Origin of the sequence: Weissella viridescens, assembly GCF_001437355.1 — a bacterium.
Classification (GTDB): Bacteria; Bacillota; Bacilli; order Lactobacillales; family Lactobacillaceae; genus Weissella; species Weissella viridescens.
On sequence record NZ_JQBM01000001.1, the window covers coordinates 288,294 to 304,919 of the forward strand.

The 16,626-nt window shown below is 41.6% G+C and carries 15 protein-coding genes and 1 riboswitch; of the genes, 3 read left to right on the forward strand and 12 right to left on the reverse strand.

All coding sequences use genetic code 11. The features are described 5' to 3' along the window. The 6 genes from IV50_RS07885 to IV50_RS01395 form a co-directional block, all read right to left on the reverse strand. The coding region (locus IV50_RS07885; RefSeq protein ID WP_169790316.1) for a phage tail tip lysozyme at nt 1-1,671 on the reverse strand (1,671 nt) is incomplete at its 3' end. A gap of 431 nt (nt 1,672-2,102) precedes the next feature. Next, a complete protein-coding gene (gene citF / locus IV50_RS01375) occupies nt 2,103-3,641 on the reverse strand; it encodes a citrate lyase subunit alpha (protein WP_057743983.1) in 1,539 nt (512 codons plus the stop codon). Further along, on the reverse strand, nt 3,631-4,542 hold the full coding sequence (gene citE, locus IV50_RS01380; protein WP_057743986.1) for a citrate (pro-3S)-lyase subunit beta: 912 nt from the start codon (nt 4,540-4,542) through the stop codon (nt 3,631-3,633). The genes citF and citE overlap by 11 nt, the downstream gene beginning before the upstream one ends. 2 nt (nt 4,543-4,544) lie before the next feature. Beyond that, nucleotides 4,545-4,838: a citrate lyase acyl carrier protein gene (gene citD / locus IV50_RS01385; protein ID WP_057743987.1), complete on the reverse strand. Its 294-nt coding sequence runs from the start codon at nt 4,836-4,838 to the stop codon at nt 4,545-4,547. Beyond that, nucleotides 4,828-5,880, reverse strand: coding sequence for a [citrate (pro-3S)-lyase] ligase (citC, locus tag IV50_RS01390; RefSeq protein ID WP_057743990.1), 1,053 nt, complete (start codon nt 5,878-5,880; stop codon nt 4,828-4,830). Before citC ends, citD begins: the two co-directional genes overlap by 11 nt. Before the next feature lie 25 nt (nt 5,881-5,905). Beyond that, nucleotides 5,906-7,051: an NAD(P)-dependent malic enzyme gene (locus tag IV50_RS01395; RefSeq protein WP_057743992.1), complete on the reverse strand. Its 1,146-nt coding sequence runs from the start codon at nt 7,049-7,051 to the stop codon at nt 5,906-5,908. Between the two features lie 265 nt (nt 7,052-7,316). Between IV50_RS01395 and IV50_RS01400 the strand changes: the two genes are divergently transcribed. After that, nucleotides 7,317-8,261, forward strand: a complete 945-nt coding sequence (locus tag IV50_RS01400; RefSeq protein WP_057743995.1) for a sugar-binding transcriptional regulator — start codon at nt 7,317-7,319, stop codon at nt 8,259-8,261. 43 nt (nt 8,262-8,304) lie between these two features. Here the strand turns inward: IV50_RS01400 and IV50_RS01405 are convergent, their stop codons facing one another. The 4 genes from IV50_RS01405 to IV50_RS01420 form a co-directional block, all read right to left on the reverse strand. Beyond that, nucleotides 8,305-9,234: a glycosyltransferase family 2 protein gene (locus tag IV50_RS01405; RefSeq protein ID WP_057743998.1), complete on the reverse strand. Its 930-nt coding sequence runs from the start codon at nt 9,232-9,234 to the stop codon at nt 8,305-8,307. Nucleotides 9,235-9,399: 165 nt separating this feature from the next. Beyond that, a complete protein-coding gene (locus tag IV50_RS01410) occupies nt 9,400-11,208 on the reverse strand; it encodes an ABC transporter permease (protein ID WP_057744000.1) in 1,809 nt (602 codons plus the stop codon). Between the two features lie 15 nt (nt 11,209-11,223). After that, on the reverse strand, nt 11,224-11,979 hold the full coding sequence (locus IV50_RS01415; RefSeq protein ID WP_057744003.1) for an ABC transporter ATP-binding protein: 756 nt from the start codon (nt 11,977-11,979) through the stop codon (nt 11,224-11,226). A gap of 140 nt (nt 11,980-12,119) precedes the next feature. Then, a complete protein-coding gene (locus tag IV50_RS01420) occupies nt 12,120-12,665 on the reverse strand; it encodes a GNAT family N-acetyltransferase (RefSeq protein WP_057744007.1) in 546 nt (181 codons plus the stop codon). A 154-nt stretch (nt 12,666-12,819) separates the two neighbouring features. Here IV50_RS01420 and lepA point away from each other — a divergent pair, with 154 nt between their 5' ends. Further along, nucleotides 12,820-14,598 (forward strand): translation elongation factor 4, encoded by a 1,779-nt coding sequence (gene lepA / locus IV50_RS01425; RefSeq protein WP_057744010.1) that lies wholly within the window; start codon nt 12,820-12,822, stop codon nt 14,596-14,598. A gap of 21 nt (nt 14,599-14,619) precedes the next feature. After that, nucleotides 14,620-15,186 carry a helix-turn-helix domain-containing protein gene (locus tag IV50_RS01430; RefSeq protein WP_057744013.1) on the forward strand — a complete coding sequence of 189 codons (567 nt, stop codon included), beginning with the start codon at nt 14,620-14,622 and terminating at the stop codon, nt 15,184-15,186. A gap of 50 nt (nt 15,187-15,236) precedes the next feature. Here IV50_RS01430 and IV50_RS01435 read toward each other — a convergent pair whose 3' ends face one another. Both IV50_RS01435 and IV50_RS01440 read right to left on the reverse strand, forming a co-directional pair. Beyond that, entirely contained in the window at nt 15,237-15,974 is a 738-nt protein-coding gene (locus IV50_RS01435; protein WP_057744016.1) for a 3-oxoacyl-ACP reductase, read from the reverse strand. Beyond that, nucleotides 15,974-16,468 carry a QueT transporter family protein gene (locus IV50_RS01440; protein ID WP_057744018.1) on the reverse strand — a complete coding sequence of 165 codons (495 nt, stop codon included), beginning with the start codon at nt 16,466-16,468 and terminating at the stop codon, nt 15,974-15,976. Before IV50_RS01440 ends, IV50_RS01435 begins: the two co-directional genes overlap by 1 nt. 7 nt (nt 16,469-16,475) lie before the next feature. Beyond that, nucleotides 16,476-16,520, reverse strand: a riboswitch (PreQ1 riboswitch). Nucleotides 16,521-16,626: the final 106 nt, after the last annotated feature.

Genomic DNA, 16,626 nt, shown 5'->3' on the forward strand with positions numbered 1-16,626 from the left:
GTTCTTATATTGAACACGCGTCTTTGGATCAAAGTATTGTAAGGCACGGTAACCCGTCTTTGCATTTGCAGCTCCGGTACGGAAACCATCTTCTGCCCAGCCCTTGCCATCAAAGAAATAAGTATTACCATTCGTCGTCAACCACTTATTTTTGAATTGGATGTGTGACTTTGTATCATAATATTGCAAAGCACGGTAACCCGTCTTTGGATTGGCTGCTCCCCAACGGAATCCAGAAATGGCGGCACCATTTGATCCGAAGAAGTACGTGTTTCCATTGGTCGTTACATAACCATTTTGAAGACGTACCTTAGTCGTTGGGTTGTAGTATTCAATGTTATTACCGAACTTACGGAATCCACTAATCTTGTTTCCGTTGTTGTCGTAATAGTAAACCTTACCGTTTTCAGTTTGGTAACCAGTCTTCTTTTCTTGGCTTGCCAAGAAGTTATACCAGTAGTTAGCAATATTTCCACGATTTGGTTGGTAAGTATCGTATGGACGCTCATAGTTGTTCATGAAGACCATTGCTAAGTCAAAGGCTGACATCTTGCTCTTCATGTATTGACTTGCTGTCATTCTTGACCAACCTGGATAGTATTGAATACCGTGTGTGAATTCATATTGAATTCGCATACATTGTCCGTACATCGTCCGGTAGTCCAATCCATTTGCACGACACCAGTTAATCAACTTACTTGCAGGTGTCCATTGCACAAGACCATATCCACCACCACCACCGATTTCGGTGATATCTGGCAAAATATAACTTTCAACAGCCATATTTCCTAGCATTCCAGCAATGGCATTACGTGACCAACCACGCGCTGAGAAGAACTTATAGATATAGATTGCATTCGACTTTTGCGTAGCGGAATAATTATATGTTTGTGCAGCTAAGACTGGCTTAGCTTTAGCCGTCGTTGCTTTTGCTGGTGTAGCAGCCTTTGGCTTTGCCACGGTCGTTTTCTTGACGACTGGTGCCGGGGTTACTGCTTTGGGTTCAGTCGTCGTTGCATCTTTTTTAGTCGTTTGTTCAGCATCCTTAGATGCATTCGCATCTGACTTAACATCAGTTGATGGTTCTTGAACTTCAGACTTATCCGCTTGATTGTTTGTGTTAGTATCAGTTGTCGCATCTGAACTATCAGTTGATGACTTCTGATCATCGGTCTTTTCGTCAGTGGCAACATCTTCTGAATCACCCTTGGCTGATTGATCATCTGGCTTTACATCTTGCGATTCAGTTGCACCACTTTGAGCGTCAGCTTTTACATCGGCCGCTTCAGCTGGAGTCTCTGTTACAGTGTTTTGCGCATCTGACTTCACATCATCAGCCGTTGAAGCTGATGACTCGTTTGAGGCGCTTTCCGTATCGGCACTAGCATCAGTCGTTGCGTCTTGTGCTTCGGGGGTAGCAGTTTGCACATCAACATTGGTTGGGTTTTGTGCCATAGCAGCACTAATTTGTACTTGCACATGACCGGCTTCGTCAGTTTCTGGTGCCTTAACATCTGCAGACCCATCCACTGCCTTTTGTGCATTTGCATCGGTTGCATCAGCTTGAGCGCTTGTACCAGCTCCACCGACAAGGGCAGCAGCTGCACCAAGCGTGGCTACGGCAGAACTAACCCAAAATTTACCACTCTTATACATTTTAATGTGACTCATTTAATTACTCCCTTAAGACAATGACGATGCATCATCTAAAATACTTAAATTCTACTTATTAAGCGTTTGTTTAGTTTTTTAAGTTTCTTTATATTTTCTTAATTTATTACATGTTACCGCAGACGAAAACATTGGTCAATAATACTAGTTTTCAATACCGTTACAATTACCTACGTCAGCATGTCTATACTACCAACCAAAAATCACAGGCATGTGCCATAAAGGTTTCAAAATCTGAACATTATGTTAGCCCATTGTCTTTTAAAATTTTATTTTTACTATTATTAATGCTAACTCTAAATCTATCGTAATTTTAACTCTATGTCCGTTTTCCATTGGTTACTTTATATAAATTTAGAGTTCATTCCTTGATTTTATAACTTATAAATACGAAAAAAGCACTTAATCCAATTTGATTAAGTGCTTTTTTATTAATCTTTAATTTCTTTAATTGTATCGATAATTGTACCATCACGATATTCAACCATCGCAACCGTACGATCGGTATACTCAAGTGGTTCTGGCTTTCCAACCTTAGCTTCAGCCATTTGTTGCAATTCTTCAATAGTGTACACAGGTACACCAGGCATATCCTGCAATGCATCAATCAAATCTTGACGCTTAGGATTAATGGCAATTCCAACTTCAGTCACAAGAACATCAACAGAGTCACCTGGTGTAACGTTTGTCGTCACTTCAGGAACAACAGTCGCAATGCGTCCACGAACTAGCGGAACTGAAATAATCGTCAACTTCGCTGTTGCCGCATCTTGGTGACCACCAACGGCACCACGGATGACACCATCGGATCCTGACATGACATTAACGTTATAGTCAGTATCGATTTCAAGCGCCGATAAGATAACAACATCCAACTTATCAACCATCGCACCCTTATTAGCAGGGTCGGCATACCAAGTTGCACTGATTTCTTGTTGGTCACGGTTTGACTTCATTGATTGGGCAGCACCCTTATCGAAGTCTTGCACATCCATAACCTTCTTGACCAAACCTTCTTCCAATAAATCAATGGTTGGTTTGGTAATCCCACCTAACGCAAAAGAAGCAGTGATACCATTATCAATCATTGATTGACGCAAGAAACGAGTGACGGCTAATGCAGCACCACCAGAACCGGTTTGGAATGAGAAGCCATCCTTGAAATATGGTGAGTGTACAATCACGTTGTTAACTGTTTGCGCAATCTTAAGTTCCTTAGGATCCTTAGTGAAACGTGTTGCACCAGAACCAATTTTATCAGGATCACCTACCTTATCAACCTTCACAACGTAATCAACCTGCGTTTGTTCAATCGAAGCAGGTGTGTTCGGGTAGTCAACAATGTTATCAGTAATCAAGACAACCTTATCGGCATACTTGGCATCCATTAAGGCATAACCAAGTGAACCAAATGCGGTCTCACCATCCATGCCGTTTGCGTTTCCCATTTCATCTGAGTTAGGAACACCTAGGAAGGCAACATCAATCTTGATATTCCCTTCTTCAATGGCACGGGCACGACCACCGTGTGAACGGAAGATCACTGGGTTTTCAAGCGCACCGTGAGATACGGCGTCACCCAAAGTTCCACGCATACCTGATGATGTGATGTTGGTAACAACACCCTTTTCAATGGCTTCAATGGTGATATCGTTCATCGTATTCGTCAATGATGATGGAGCCAAAGTCAAATCCTTATAACCATGATCAATGATAATACGCATAACCATATTAAAGACATAGTCACCCTCACGGAAGTGGTGGTGGAATGAAATTGTCATACCATCTTTAACATTATCAGTAACCGCTTTTTCCAATGAATCAACTAACTTATTCTTACCAGTAGTGGCACGAACCTTTGGTGCAACACGTTGGATTTCAGGGTTTCCAAAATCAACAGTTTCAAATGGCTTGTAGTCCAACTTATTCATAAGTTCATCCGGTAATTCACGCTTTACACTATTTTCCAATGTAATTTCCCTCCTCATCAACTAAGTGTGATGCCTTTGCAAGACGCATCACACGTTCAGCACGCAATACGACTGGACGGTCAACCATTTGACCATTCATTGAAATAACACCTGAACCCTTAGCGCGGGCTTCTTCAATCGCAGCAATCACGTTTTGGGCATTTACAATTTCTTTTTCAGTAGGTTCAAAGACTGAGTTAACCATTTCGATTTGACGTGGGTTAACCAATGACTTACCGTCAAATCCAAGTTGGTGGATGTACTCAGTTTCACGATAGAATCCATCTGGATCATCCATATTTGTAAACACAGTATCGAAGGCTGAAACACCTGCAGCACGAGCGGCATGCAAAATAGCATTACGTGCATATTGTAGTTCAGCTCCATCTGGGTAACGGTGTGTCTTCATATCGGTCGTATAATCCTCGGCAGACAAGGCAATTCCCATCATACGGTCTGTTGATGAAGCGATTCCATAGGCATTCACAACACCCAAAGCAGACTCAATGGCAGCCATGACACGTGTTGAACCAACTTCACGACCAAATTCCTTCTCAGCTTCTTCAACCAAGTTTACCAATTCAGTCATCATTTCAGCCGTTTCAACCTTAGGCAAACGGATAACATCGATTCCAGCCTTAACCATTGCACGAATGTCGTTTTGATAGAATGGTGTATCCAAACCATTGATACGTACCACTAATTCAGCATCCCCGTAATCAACTGTTTGCAAGGCTTCATAGACCAAATAGCGTGCGGCATCTTTTTCTGGAAGTGAAACAGCATCTTCCAAATCAAACATAATTGAGTCAGCTCCGAAAATACCAGCATCCTTAACCATGGCTGGGTTATTTCCAGGTACGAACATCATTGTTCGACGTAAACGTTCTTCTGTAGCCATTATTAGAGCACCTCCCACATTGGTTCATCAACGATGTCTAAAGCACGTTGCGTTGCTGCAATTGCGCGTGCCTTAATCACCATGTCTAATGCCCCTTTATCAACAATCTTGACATTGGCATTCTCAACACCATAAGCTTTCAAAACATCTGCAACAGTTGCCTTAATTGCCTTTCCATATTGTTTTTCAACATCTGATTCCAAATCAAATTGGATCCCATCTGTTCCTTGACTAAGCATAATTTGTACATCAGATGATTCTAATGTTCCGGCAATCGCCGTTTTCTTAATCTCCATCTTTCTTTCCTTTCTTAATCCGGTCTTGTAATTCAAACTTGTGGCTAACAATAAATTGGTAGGTGGTTTCGGGAACCCGATTTTCTATTTCGGAAATCCGGTCCTCCTCAATCGCCTTACGAACTGACGTTGCCGAGATGGCATCGCCTGAACCAAGTTCTTTACGTGGGATAATTTTCACCTGAACCTCAGGTGGCAACTCACGTTGTAGCGCTTGATTATACAAATCAGTGGTGTGCGAATATGGTTCACTACCTAGGTAACGGGTCTGTATGTGCAGATCCTTGGCAATCCAATTCTTGAACAATCGTGCATCAAGCGTGGTTTGGTAATCAATAACAGCATCAGGACTTGAAATAAAGTACGCTGGAAAAGTTGCATAACTGACCATGTAACTGCCACCATTGACAACAATGACATTTTCTAAGTCTTGCGTGCCCGCCTTAACAAGTTCAACCCGTTCGCTAGTTTTAAAAAGTGAGGCATCTTGATTGACAACAAAGACGTAAACAAAATCATTTTCTCGAGCCGCTGTCTCAACAAGGTAACGATGACCTAATGTAAACGGATTTGCATTCATGACAATGCCGGCAATTTCCTTACCGGCTGGAACCTTTGGAATATCAGCTAAATATGTTTGAATATTAGGCTCACCCTTTTCAAGCAAGACACCTTGATCAGAGTCTGCTAACTTCGTAAATCCAACATGTTCAAAACTATCTGTATATTTTGGCTTCGTAAAGACTAAAATGTGGAACACGCCCCGTTGTGCTAAGCGGCTCACAAGTTCAGAAACAACCATATTGAAGCGCGATCCAGAAGCACCTTCCTCATTCTGAACGGCAATGTACTTAATCACATCACCCGCAATTGAACCTGTTCCGACTAACTGGTCATGATCATCAAGGAGGCCAATGGTCTCATCAATGACATCAATCTCTGTATCATTAAAAACATCAATGCCGCGTTCAGTTAAAAAGTTTTGCCACATTCTACGTTGCGGCTTACTTCTCAAATGCAGATCTTGTATGTGATCACTCATTTTACAGACCTCCGTGTGTCATAACTTATTTCTTAGCAAATGTTGCAACTGCTCCTGAAACAGCATCAACGACACCATCATCAAAAACCCCTGGAACAATATTTGTCGGATTAGGATTTTGAATCATATCCGCCAAAGCATGCGCAACCTCTGACTGAAGTTGTGAATCAACACTCTTAACACCTGTTTCTAGCAATCCTTTGAATAGACCAGGGAATGCCAAAATATTATTAACCTGGTTGGGCCATTGTGAAGATCCCGTTGCGACAACCTTTGCTCCGGCAGCATTTGCTTCATCAGGGTCAATTTCTGGAACAGGATTTGCCAACGCGAAAATAATTGGGGCATCATTCATGCGCTTGACTTGATCGGCTGAAAGCACCTTTTCATCTGACAAACCAATGAAGACATCCTGATGAGCAATAACATCATCTAATGTTTGACCATCAGCTTGGTTCACCATGCCGGCAAGTTTGCGTTGATAGGCGTTGTAGCGTGTATCGTCTTCGCGAATCACACCGTGACGGTCTAACAAAGTAATATGCTTAATTCCTGCTTCAGCCAACAACTTACCAGTTGCATATCCTGAAGCACCAACACCGTTCAAAACAATCTTCAAATCCTTCAATGGCTTATTAACCACCTTGGCTGCATTAATTAATCCAGCTAAGACAACAATTGCTGTTCCCTCTTGGTCATCATGATAAACCGGAATATCTAATTTCTCTTTTAATTTTTCTTCGATTTCGAAGCAACGTGGTGCGGCAATATCTTCCAAATGAATACCGGAAAATGATGTAGACATGTTCACAACGGTTTGCACAAATTCATCAACTGAAGTTTGTTCTAATGCCATCGGTACGGCATTGACGCCTGAAAAATCTTTATATAGAAGTGCTTTTCCTTCAATAATAGGTAGACTTGCAGCTGGACCAACATTTCCTAATCCCAATACTGCAGTCCCATCACTAACGATGCTAACTAACTTTCCACTCATCGTGTACTTTGCCTTAGCCGATGGATCAGATTCAATCAACTTTGCTAGGCCAGCGACACCTGGTGTATAGGCTTCACTTAAATCATTACGGGTTGTGACATCAAAGTCTCCTTTAATATCGAGCACACCAGTATGCGCTTCGTGAAGTGCTAACACTTTATCCATGTCAACCATGTTTGTTACACCTCTCACATAATTTTTAACACTCAAAGGTTACTTACCTTTGCTAACATGTCTCATTTTAGTTTACATTTTTAAAAATGTAAAGAAAAAATTCGACATTTTTAAAATAAGTTCGTTGGTATTTTAAAAATTTAAAAAGTGTTCGCAAACACAAAATGCCTCCTTGATAAAATTAAAAAATATGAAAACCATTCAAAATATTTAAAATATATGGTAAGCTAAACAAAATGAAAGCTTTTTTTAAGGAGGCCTACTGATGTCAGAAGAAATGGATCAGCATGAATTACTCGCAAATTTAGCACAAGACTATTACCTTTCACAATTGTCTTTAGCTGAATTAGCAGAAAAATATCACTTAAGTCGATATCTAGTTAATAAGTATCTCGATGATGCACGACGCGAAGGAATCGTCACAATTAATATTGCGGCTCCTAACCCACGTAACCTTGAACTTGAAAAAGTTTTCCAAAAGACTTTTGACATTCCCCACATCTATATTCTAAAGGACAATATCAGTCCCACAGAAACGACCGAAAACATCCTAAACTATTCTGCTCATCAGTTAGCCCCCATGATTGCTCAAAGTAAAGTGGTCGGTCTAACTTGGGGTGGTACAATCTTTAACATCATTAATTACTTCCCCGTTTCAGTACTAGAACATGTGACGTTTACGCAGTTCATTGGCGAAAACATGAAGTACAAATCTGCAGCCGGATCAATGCGCATGGTTGAGTTAGCTGCGGCACGTTTCTCAGCTGAGTATCTAACCATGACGGGGCCACTTTACATCATTGATGATGCAACACGTGAAAAAATGGCTCAAGAAATTGCTGTACAACCAGCGTTTGCTGCATCAAAACAGATGGACCTATTATTTACAACCCTAGGAACAATGGCTTCTCTTGAAAGCATTCCAACTTGGAATGAGAATCTAGACATGATTTTGGGTGATATCAATCATGGTGATGTGGCTGGGATGCTTTATGGCCGACCATTTGATGTGAATGGTAACTTTTTGAATCCAGATCACGACAAAGTCTTCGGATTATCAATTGATGAAATCATGGAAACACCCCGCCGTTTTGGTATCGTTAAAAGTAAGTTTAAAACAAGCGCTGCCCTAGGGGCACTACGTGGAAAATTCCTAACAGACATGGTGACGACAGAATCAATCGCTCGCCGCATTCTTAGCGAAATGTAAACAAATAAAACCGCACTAGCTTTGGCTAGTGCGGTTTATTTTTTTATTTAACATCACGGGCAATATAAATTGGACGTCGCTTACTTTCAAGATAAATTGCCGCAATATAGCGACCAACAATCCCTAAGCTGAGCAATTGAATACCACCCATAAAGAGCATAATGACCACTAATGAAGGCCACCCACCAATAGCAGAAGCAGGAACCACAAGGGCACGAACAAAGATAGCAATCGCACCTAGAATTGAAGCCAAGAATGACACAACACCCAAAATCGCAATGGCCGTAAGTGGTGCTTGTGAAAAGGCAACAATGCCTTCAATTGAGTAGCGGAACAATGACCAGAATGACCAAGAAGTTGATCCAGCAACACGTTCCACATTTTCATAAGGTAAATACTTTTGCTTAAACCCAACCCAAGAAAAGATTCCTTTTGAGAAACGATTATATTCCGTCATACTCAAAATTGCATCCACTACTTGTCGGCTCATGACACGATAATCGCGAGCACCATTAACCAGGTATGTATCAGAAATCTTATTAATCACCTTATAAAACATGTCAGAAAAGAATGTACGGATTGGTGGTTCACCAGCACGGGTCGTACGACGAGCACCAACCATATCCCATTCGCCCGAAGCAACACCAGACAACATTTCTGGTAGCATCTCTGGTGGATCCTGTAAATCGACATCCATTACAGCCACATACTCACCTGTCGCATGCTGTAACCCTGCGTATAATCCAGCCTCTTTTCCAAAATTACGTGAAAATTCAACGTAATGCACTGAATCAGTTTTAGTTTGTAACGCTTTGATGGATGCGATGGTTTTATCTGTTGATCCGTCGTCAATGAACCAGTACTCAAAGTCATACTCGGGTACTTGGGTGTGTACTTTTTCCAAAGCATCATAAAAAATTGGAACAGTCTCTTCTTCATTGAAGACAGGAACAATGATTGATAGTTTAGACATAACTTACTCCTAGCAACTTTTAAACGTGTCGACGAATGGCTAACATTAGTCCGTTTAATTTTTACATTTCTTTTGAATATTACAATTAAGTTTAATTTCTACAATATTCCATAGTATACCACATTCTAATAGTTCCAATGGTTAAGTATCAATTAAAATCACAAGTCATGTCCACGCCTTGACTGTCTTTATTTTTTTTAACACGAGACGTTGATAGATAAAGACCGTAATGACAAAATAAAGTAAGTAAACACCACCAACAATCATCAATCCATTCCCCAAACCAATATAAGGATCAACCATGATTGGTTTAAAGCTCTGTAAACCAAATACAGTATCTAAGACCCCGATTACCATTGGAATGAAAAATAGAATGCCCACGTCTTTTATGGTTGACACACGCGCCGCTGATGGCGTTGTCCCAATCATCTTTAGAATCTGATAACGTTGTCGATCTTGACTAACATTCGACAGCACCTTAAACATTAACGTTGAGGCCAACATGACTAAGAATGCAATTCCCAAGAAGACGCTCATAAATTCTAATCCGCCAAAAATTGACTTGAGCATCACAAAGTTACCATATGCACCCGGCACCATTAAATTACCATGGTCTGTATAACGTAATTCACCAGCATATAGCTTCTCCAATGGCTTTTGGTTTGCTTGCATGTCACGTACTGAAACAGCCTTAAATGTCTTAACATCATTCTTCGGCAATTGTTCCACCAAATTCACCTTAGCACCAAATGGTACACCAGCAAGATAAGCAGCCCACGTCGTCAGCGTATAGTCTTCATCAGCATGGGCCGCATTAACATTTAATTGTTCCTTTTTTGGCTTAGCATTTGCATCGTCTGGTTGCGTATACTTCAAAGTAGGCACTTTAGCATCCGCTAGATTTTGCTTTTCAAAGTCTACCTGACCATCATGCAAACGATACTTAATTTCAGCCTGGTAAGTCACATCCTTTAAGGTACTCGTCTCTGCATTCGGATTACGCATCATTAGCGTCACTGCATTTGTTTCTTGAGCCTGCTTTGGCAAAGACACATAATATCCTTGGCCAACACTAATTGCCCCCAGCGCTAGACCAAATAGCACAGAAATCATCGTTAAAATCCGCTTATACTCGCTCAAACGAAAACGTAACTGTCCGTTCAAGAATAAACGTAGCCCTCGCTGACCAAAATCAGCATGGCGCATCCAATTTGTGATCAATCCCAATGTTTGACCAACAAATAGGTAAGTTCCGATCCCATTTAAAATCAGGGCAATGACCATTCCAGTCATTTGTAACTTAGGAATTTGAGGCATCAGCGCATAGCTGCCACCTAGAATCAGTAATCCGAGCAACCCTAGCACAACTTGTCGTCCGGTTTTTTCTGTCTTGGCTTTTACTGTCTCGTCAGCATGTAATAGCGTCAAAGTATCAACACGCTTTAGTCGCCAACGGTTATACATCCCATTTAGGAAGAAAACAATAAGAAAGAAAACAATCGTAATCAAAATCGCTTTGGGCGTCAATACAGCCCGATGCTTGACTTTAATACCAATCAAATCCATCAAAGTTTGACCACTCAACTTAGTCAGACCAGCTCCAACTAGAATCCCCAATGTGGTTGCAATGGAACCAATAAACAACGTCTCTCGCATCAGTAAGCCACCAACTTGGCGCTTAGAAGCCCCCAACATCGCTAGGAGTCCATAGTCCTTTTGACGTAGGCGTAACAAGAAATTATTAGCGAAATTAAGATAGACAAACGTAATGATCCCTAGGAAAATTTCACCAAACACAAACACAATCACAATCACCTGTTTGGTCATCGTTGACATACTTTTCAAGAGTGGTTCATTCGTCGCAATGGCACTAAACATATAAAAGATGGCCACCGCAATCAACGATCCAATCACCAAGACACTATAATCACGCCATTTTTGACGTAGTGATTTTAATGCAATTTTATTTAACATGGTTTCTCCTTTCGTCTATTCTTCGAAAATTCCGAGTTGGTGTAAGATTTGTTGGTAGAAGGCTTCCCGACTTTGTGTACCACGCTTTAATTCGGCAACAAATTGTCCATCACTCAAGAAAAGAATCCGTGAAGCAAAGCTAGCTGAAAAGGCATCGTGAGTCACCATTAAAATTGAAATCGCCTCAGCTTGATTAATCTTAGAGAGGTACGTCATCATTTCGCGGGCATTTTCTGAATCCAACGCTCCGGTCGGCTCATCTCCAAAAATTAAAGCTGGCTCGTGCACTAAGGCGCGCGCAGCACCAACACGTTGTTGTTGCCCCCCTGATAGTTCTGCCGGATATTTTTCAAGATATTCAGCGATGTTTAATAATTCAGCAACGCCACGCACGCGCTCTTTTACAAGTTTCGGTGCAACTTTTTGTAGGTTTAGCGGTAAGCCAATGTTTTCAGCCACTGATAAACTTTCAATCAAGTTATAGTTTTGAAAAATAAATCCCATATCATGGCCACGGAACTTCGCCATTTCGTTATCGCGCATATGGAGAATATCTTTACCGTTAATTTCAACTTCCCCAATGGTTGGTGCCATTAACGTCGCCAAAATATTTAATAACGTTGATTTTCCTGATCCTGATGGTCCCATGATTGCCAAAAATTCGCCATTATCAACCGTCAGAGACAGATTCTTTAAAACCGTTTGTTCCGCCTCGGTACCTTTTTGATAGGTCTTTTCTAGATTTTTTGCTACTAATGCTGGTTGTGTCATTATAATGCCTCGCTTTTTAATTTTGTATAATACTATTCGCGTAAATCTATTGCATAAAAGATATTACCATACGACGTATAATACTACAAGCGGAAAAGTGTGAAAAAAAACAACTACGACTTTTGTAGTTGTTTTTTGTTTTAATTAAATGCTCGTAAAGCTTGTGATGCTGGGGCAACCATGGTTGGGTAGTCACTCAAAATTTGAACACCTTTTAAGTAATCCTCAACAGTTACATTTACGTTTGAACGCATCAAATGGTAAATACCACCAAAAGCTTTTGACGCAAAGGTTGAATCAACCACACCATTTTTTTCATAAAAACGATGACGACGTTCGCGTTGTTCTAAATTGTCAGCGTCAGGTTCTTGGAATTCAGCTTCCAAGATAATCCCGTTCGTAAAGCGTTCCTTCAAGGCCGTTAGTACTTTTCCACCATAACCACCACCACGTAGTGATTGGTCAATGGCAAAGTATAAGATAAAGGCTTTATCATCCCCTAATTCAACCCACACAACTAAGCCGATTGCCTTGCCATCTTCAGCAATCGTATGTAACGCAACAACGGGCTTCATTTCAGAAAGTTCCACGAGCATTTCATAGGGGCTACGCTCACGCCCTGGAAATGCTTCTAAATAAATTTTTTGCCAGTACGCTTCATCAGTAATCGGTTCAAATGTAATCATATGATCCCTCTTTTTCTGTTTCCATTTTGATTTATAAGACTATCCTTAAATTATACATGATTCTCTTCACCTTTGCCGATGAGTACGGTAAAATTTGAACAGATTAACATACTCTTCGGTTTAACACCGATTAAATGAAAAGAAGAAGGACCTCATGCCTAAAGACCAAAAGTTTATCCGAAATTTTGCTATTATTGCCCACATTGATCATGGAAAGTCGACACTTGCTGACCGAATCATGGAAACAACCAACACCGTCAGTAACCGCGAAGCCAGTGATCAATTACTAGATGATCTGGCTGTTGAACAAATGCATGGTGTGACCGTGAAGTCGCGTACCGTTCGTAATTACTATGTTGACCCAGAAGGTCAAGAATTTGAATATAACTTAATTGATACGCCTGGTCACGTCGACTTCAATTATGAAGTGTCACGTAGTTTGTCAGCCACTGATGGTGTGCTCCTCTTGGTCGATGCTACCAAGGGTGTGCAAGCCCAAACAGTTGCCAACTATCGCCTTTCACAAGATGCTGGCCTAACTGTCATTCCAATTATCAATAAAATTGATAACAAAATGGCTGATGTTGATAGTACCCAAGCCGGATTGATGGATCTTGATGAACGTTTCACGCCTGAAAACACCCTGCGTATTTCCGCTAAGACTGGAATTGGCATTGACGATGTTTTGTTAGCCATCCGTGACCGCCTACCAGCGCCAAGCGGCGAACCTGAAGCACCGCTTAAGGGCCTCATTTTCGATACAAAATTCGATCCATACCAAGGTGTCATGGTCCAAGCCCGTATTTTCGATGGGATTTTAACAAAAAATATGGCGTTGAATTTCATGGCCAATGACGTTAGTGCCCAACCAAAGGAAATTGGCTTCTATACCCCACTTGCTACTGAAACTCCTGAATTATCAGCTGGGGATGTTGGTTACATTCTTACTGGAATTAAGGATCCACGTGCCATCCAAGTTGGTGACACCGTGACTTCTAAACAAAACCCAACTGATGCACCGTTCCCAGGGTATCAACAAATTGAGCCAATGGTGTATGCTGGAATTTATCCGCATGAAGGTGAATATAAGGAATTAAAGATTGCAATTGAAAAACTTGCCTTAAATGACGCAGCCTTCCAATATGAGCCTGAACAATCAGAAGCCTTGGGAATGGGCTTCCGTGGTGGCTTCTTGGGAATCTTCCATTTGCAAATCATTCGTGAACGTTTACAAGCTGAATTCGGTCTTGATGTTTTGACGACCATGCCAAATTCAACCTACCGTGTCACAGTTAAAAACCAAGATAAGCCCCTTTATATTGAAAACCCAACGCAATTCCCAGATTACAATATGATCACAAAGGTTGAAGAACCTTACGTTCGTGCTAAAATCACTGCGCCAGATTCTCAATTGAACGACATTATGCGTCTTGCTGAAGGTCGTCGCGGGGTACTGCAAGATTTGGAAACAATCGGTGATATGCTGTTAATCACGTATAAAATGCCAATTTCCGAAATCGCGTATGATTTCTTTAACGAACTCAAGTCCGTGTCTCATGGATTCGCCACGCTTTCAACAGAGCGTGATGATTATGACGAATCTGATTTGGTTCGTTTAGACATTCAAATTGATTACACACCAGTTGATGCGCTAACTTTTGTGATGCACCGTTTGCGCGTTGACCAATTCGCCCAAGAAATCGTCCAAAAATTGACTGAACTGGTGCCACGTAAGTTGCAACAAATGCCGGTCCAGGCGATTGTTGAAGGCCGTGTCATTAGCCGTGGTAATATTCCACCCCTTCGTAAAGCGGCTGCTTCATCTGGTAAAACATCTAAGAAGCAACAACAAATGCGTCGTCAAGGTCAAAAGAATCAAATCGAATTGCCACAGTCTGTTTTTGATGCCATTTTGGATATGAGCCGTCATTAATCTGCGAAAGGAATTTTTGTTATGAATAATCTACTAACGCTACGTTCACTTTTTCAATTAAGTCGTGATTCAGTTGCCGCACAAGTGCAACTTGATCCCGCAACTTTGGATGCCTTTGAACAAGGTACGCAAGAACCCACCATTACGCAATGGCAAGCATTGGCTGAATTCTACTCAGACCAATATCATGTCTCACAAACACAAGCTGATTTGGTGGAACCAATCCATTTTCGTTTGAGTGTTGATTATTTAATGAATATCGGAATAACGATGACTGATCTCATGGCCATGAAATGGTATTTCGCCAACACCCGCCCAGAACTTGGGACTTTCGGCGTAGCACTCTTCAACCGCGAAGATTCACATGATATGGAACGTCTCACCACAGCGCTTCCTGATGTTTTGGAAGATTTCGCCGGTTACCTCCTGCTCAACCATGATGGTACTTTGAACCAATTCATCGATGAGCGCAACAATAATCACGTCAGCGATTGGCGCTTGCTCCTTTATAAGGACGCCAATAAGTATGTCGACGTCACCGATATTGTCAGTTATTTCGTTGACTTGCCGGATTTTACCCAATTTTAAATAAATAAACGCCAGCTACGATTTCACGTAACTGGCGTTTTTATTTGGTTCTATTTAATTGTCCAACCACCGTCGATTGGCACTACTTGGCCTTGAATGTACCCTGCTTGCGGGCTTGTTAGGTAAAGGCTCAGGTCGGCGACCTCTTCTGGCTGGGCCCAACGCTTTGTTGGCGTTTCCGCCGCAACAGATTTCGCCATAGCGGCATCCCCAGCAAAATCGGCTGCATTCATGGGTGTTTCAATCGCCCCAGGTGCAATCGCGTTCACCCGCAATCCCTGGTCGGCATAATCTAAGGCGAGCTGGCGCATCCATCCGACCAAAGCATGCTTGGACGTTGTATAAGCTGCGCCACCACCACCAGCAATTAAGCCAGCAATTGATGCCATATATAAAATTTGTCCATGCTCTTTTTCAAGTAACGTTGGTAACAAAGCCATCGTGATTTGAATTGGCGCATAGGTATTGATTTGCATCACGCGCATAAACAATGCTTCGTCCTCTGCCAAAGCTGGTTGGAAAGCATCCAAGACCCCAGCCGTGCTCAAGAAAATATCCACTTGCGCGAGTAATGCCGTATTTTGTGACAACCATGCCTTCAAGCCAGTTGCGTCCGCTAAATCAAGTTCGACCTTGGTTAAGTTAGCGTGTTCCAGTTGAATGGGTTGTCGATCCAATGCAATCACAGTCGCACCGGCAGCTAGATAAGCTTGCGTTTGGGCTTGCCCAATCCCCGAAGCTGCACCGGTGATTAAGAGCGTTTGGCCCGTATAATTTTGATCAATCATTAGGCGGCCAAGTTAATGCGCTTACTGATGAAGTAAATGACAATCGCACCGATAACCAATGAAGCGAATTCACCGATGGCGACTGAACCGTAAGTAATCCAGAATGGTGCCTTCAAGAAGACATGCAATTCAAGTGCTACGGCCCACATCATGAAGGTATCAATCACCGTACTGATAATAAGACGCTTCACGATTGACTTCACATGACGTGTGGCATAATAACTCATCGTCAACATCACCACTGTGCCAAGTGTTCCGAAAATCATATCAACGGCACCAAGGGATGATTGCGTATTGGCAATGAACACCCCAAGTGAAATCGCTACGATATAGCGCTTGTTAAAGACAGCTAAATGGTTAAGTCCTTCTGACAAACGCAATTGGACCGGTCCAAAAGCGAAAGGCGCTACCAACAACGTCAATACCACATAAAGTGCGGCCACAACGGCCATCATCGTGAGATCATAGACGCGTTTATTTTTCTTTGTTTCCATATTTAAAAGACTCCTAGTTTTTTTGCGTGGGATGGTTACGAACCACGTGATTTCAATATACCATATTGTATTCGTCCATGGAAATGACCTATGTTTAATTTTTTGCTATCAGAACGTATTTAACCTGATTTTTATTCCATATAAGGACTAATATAATT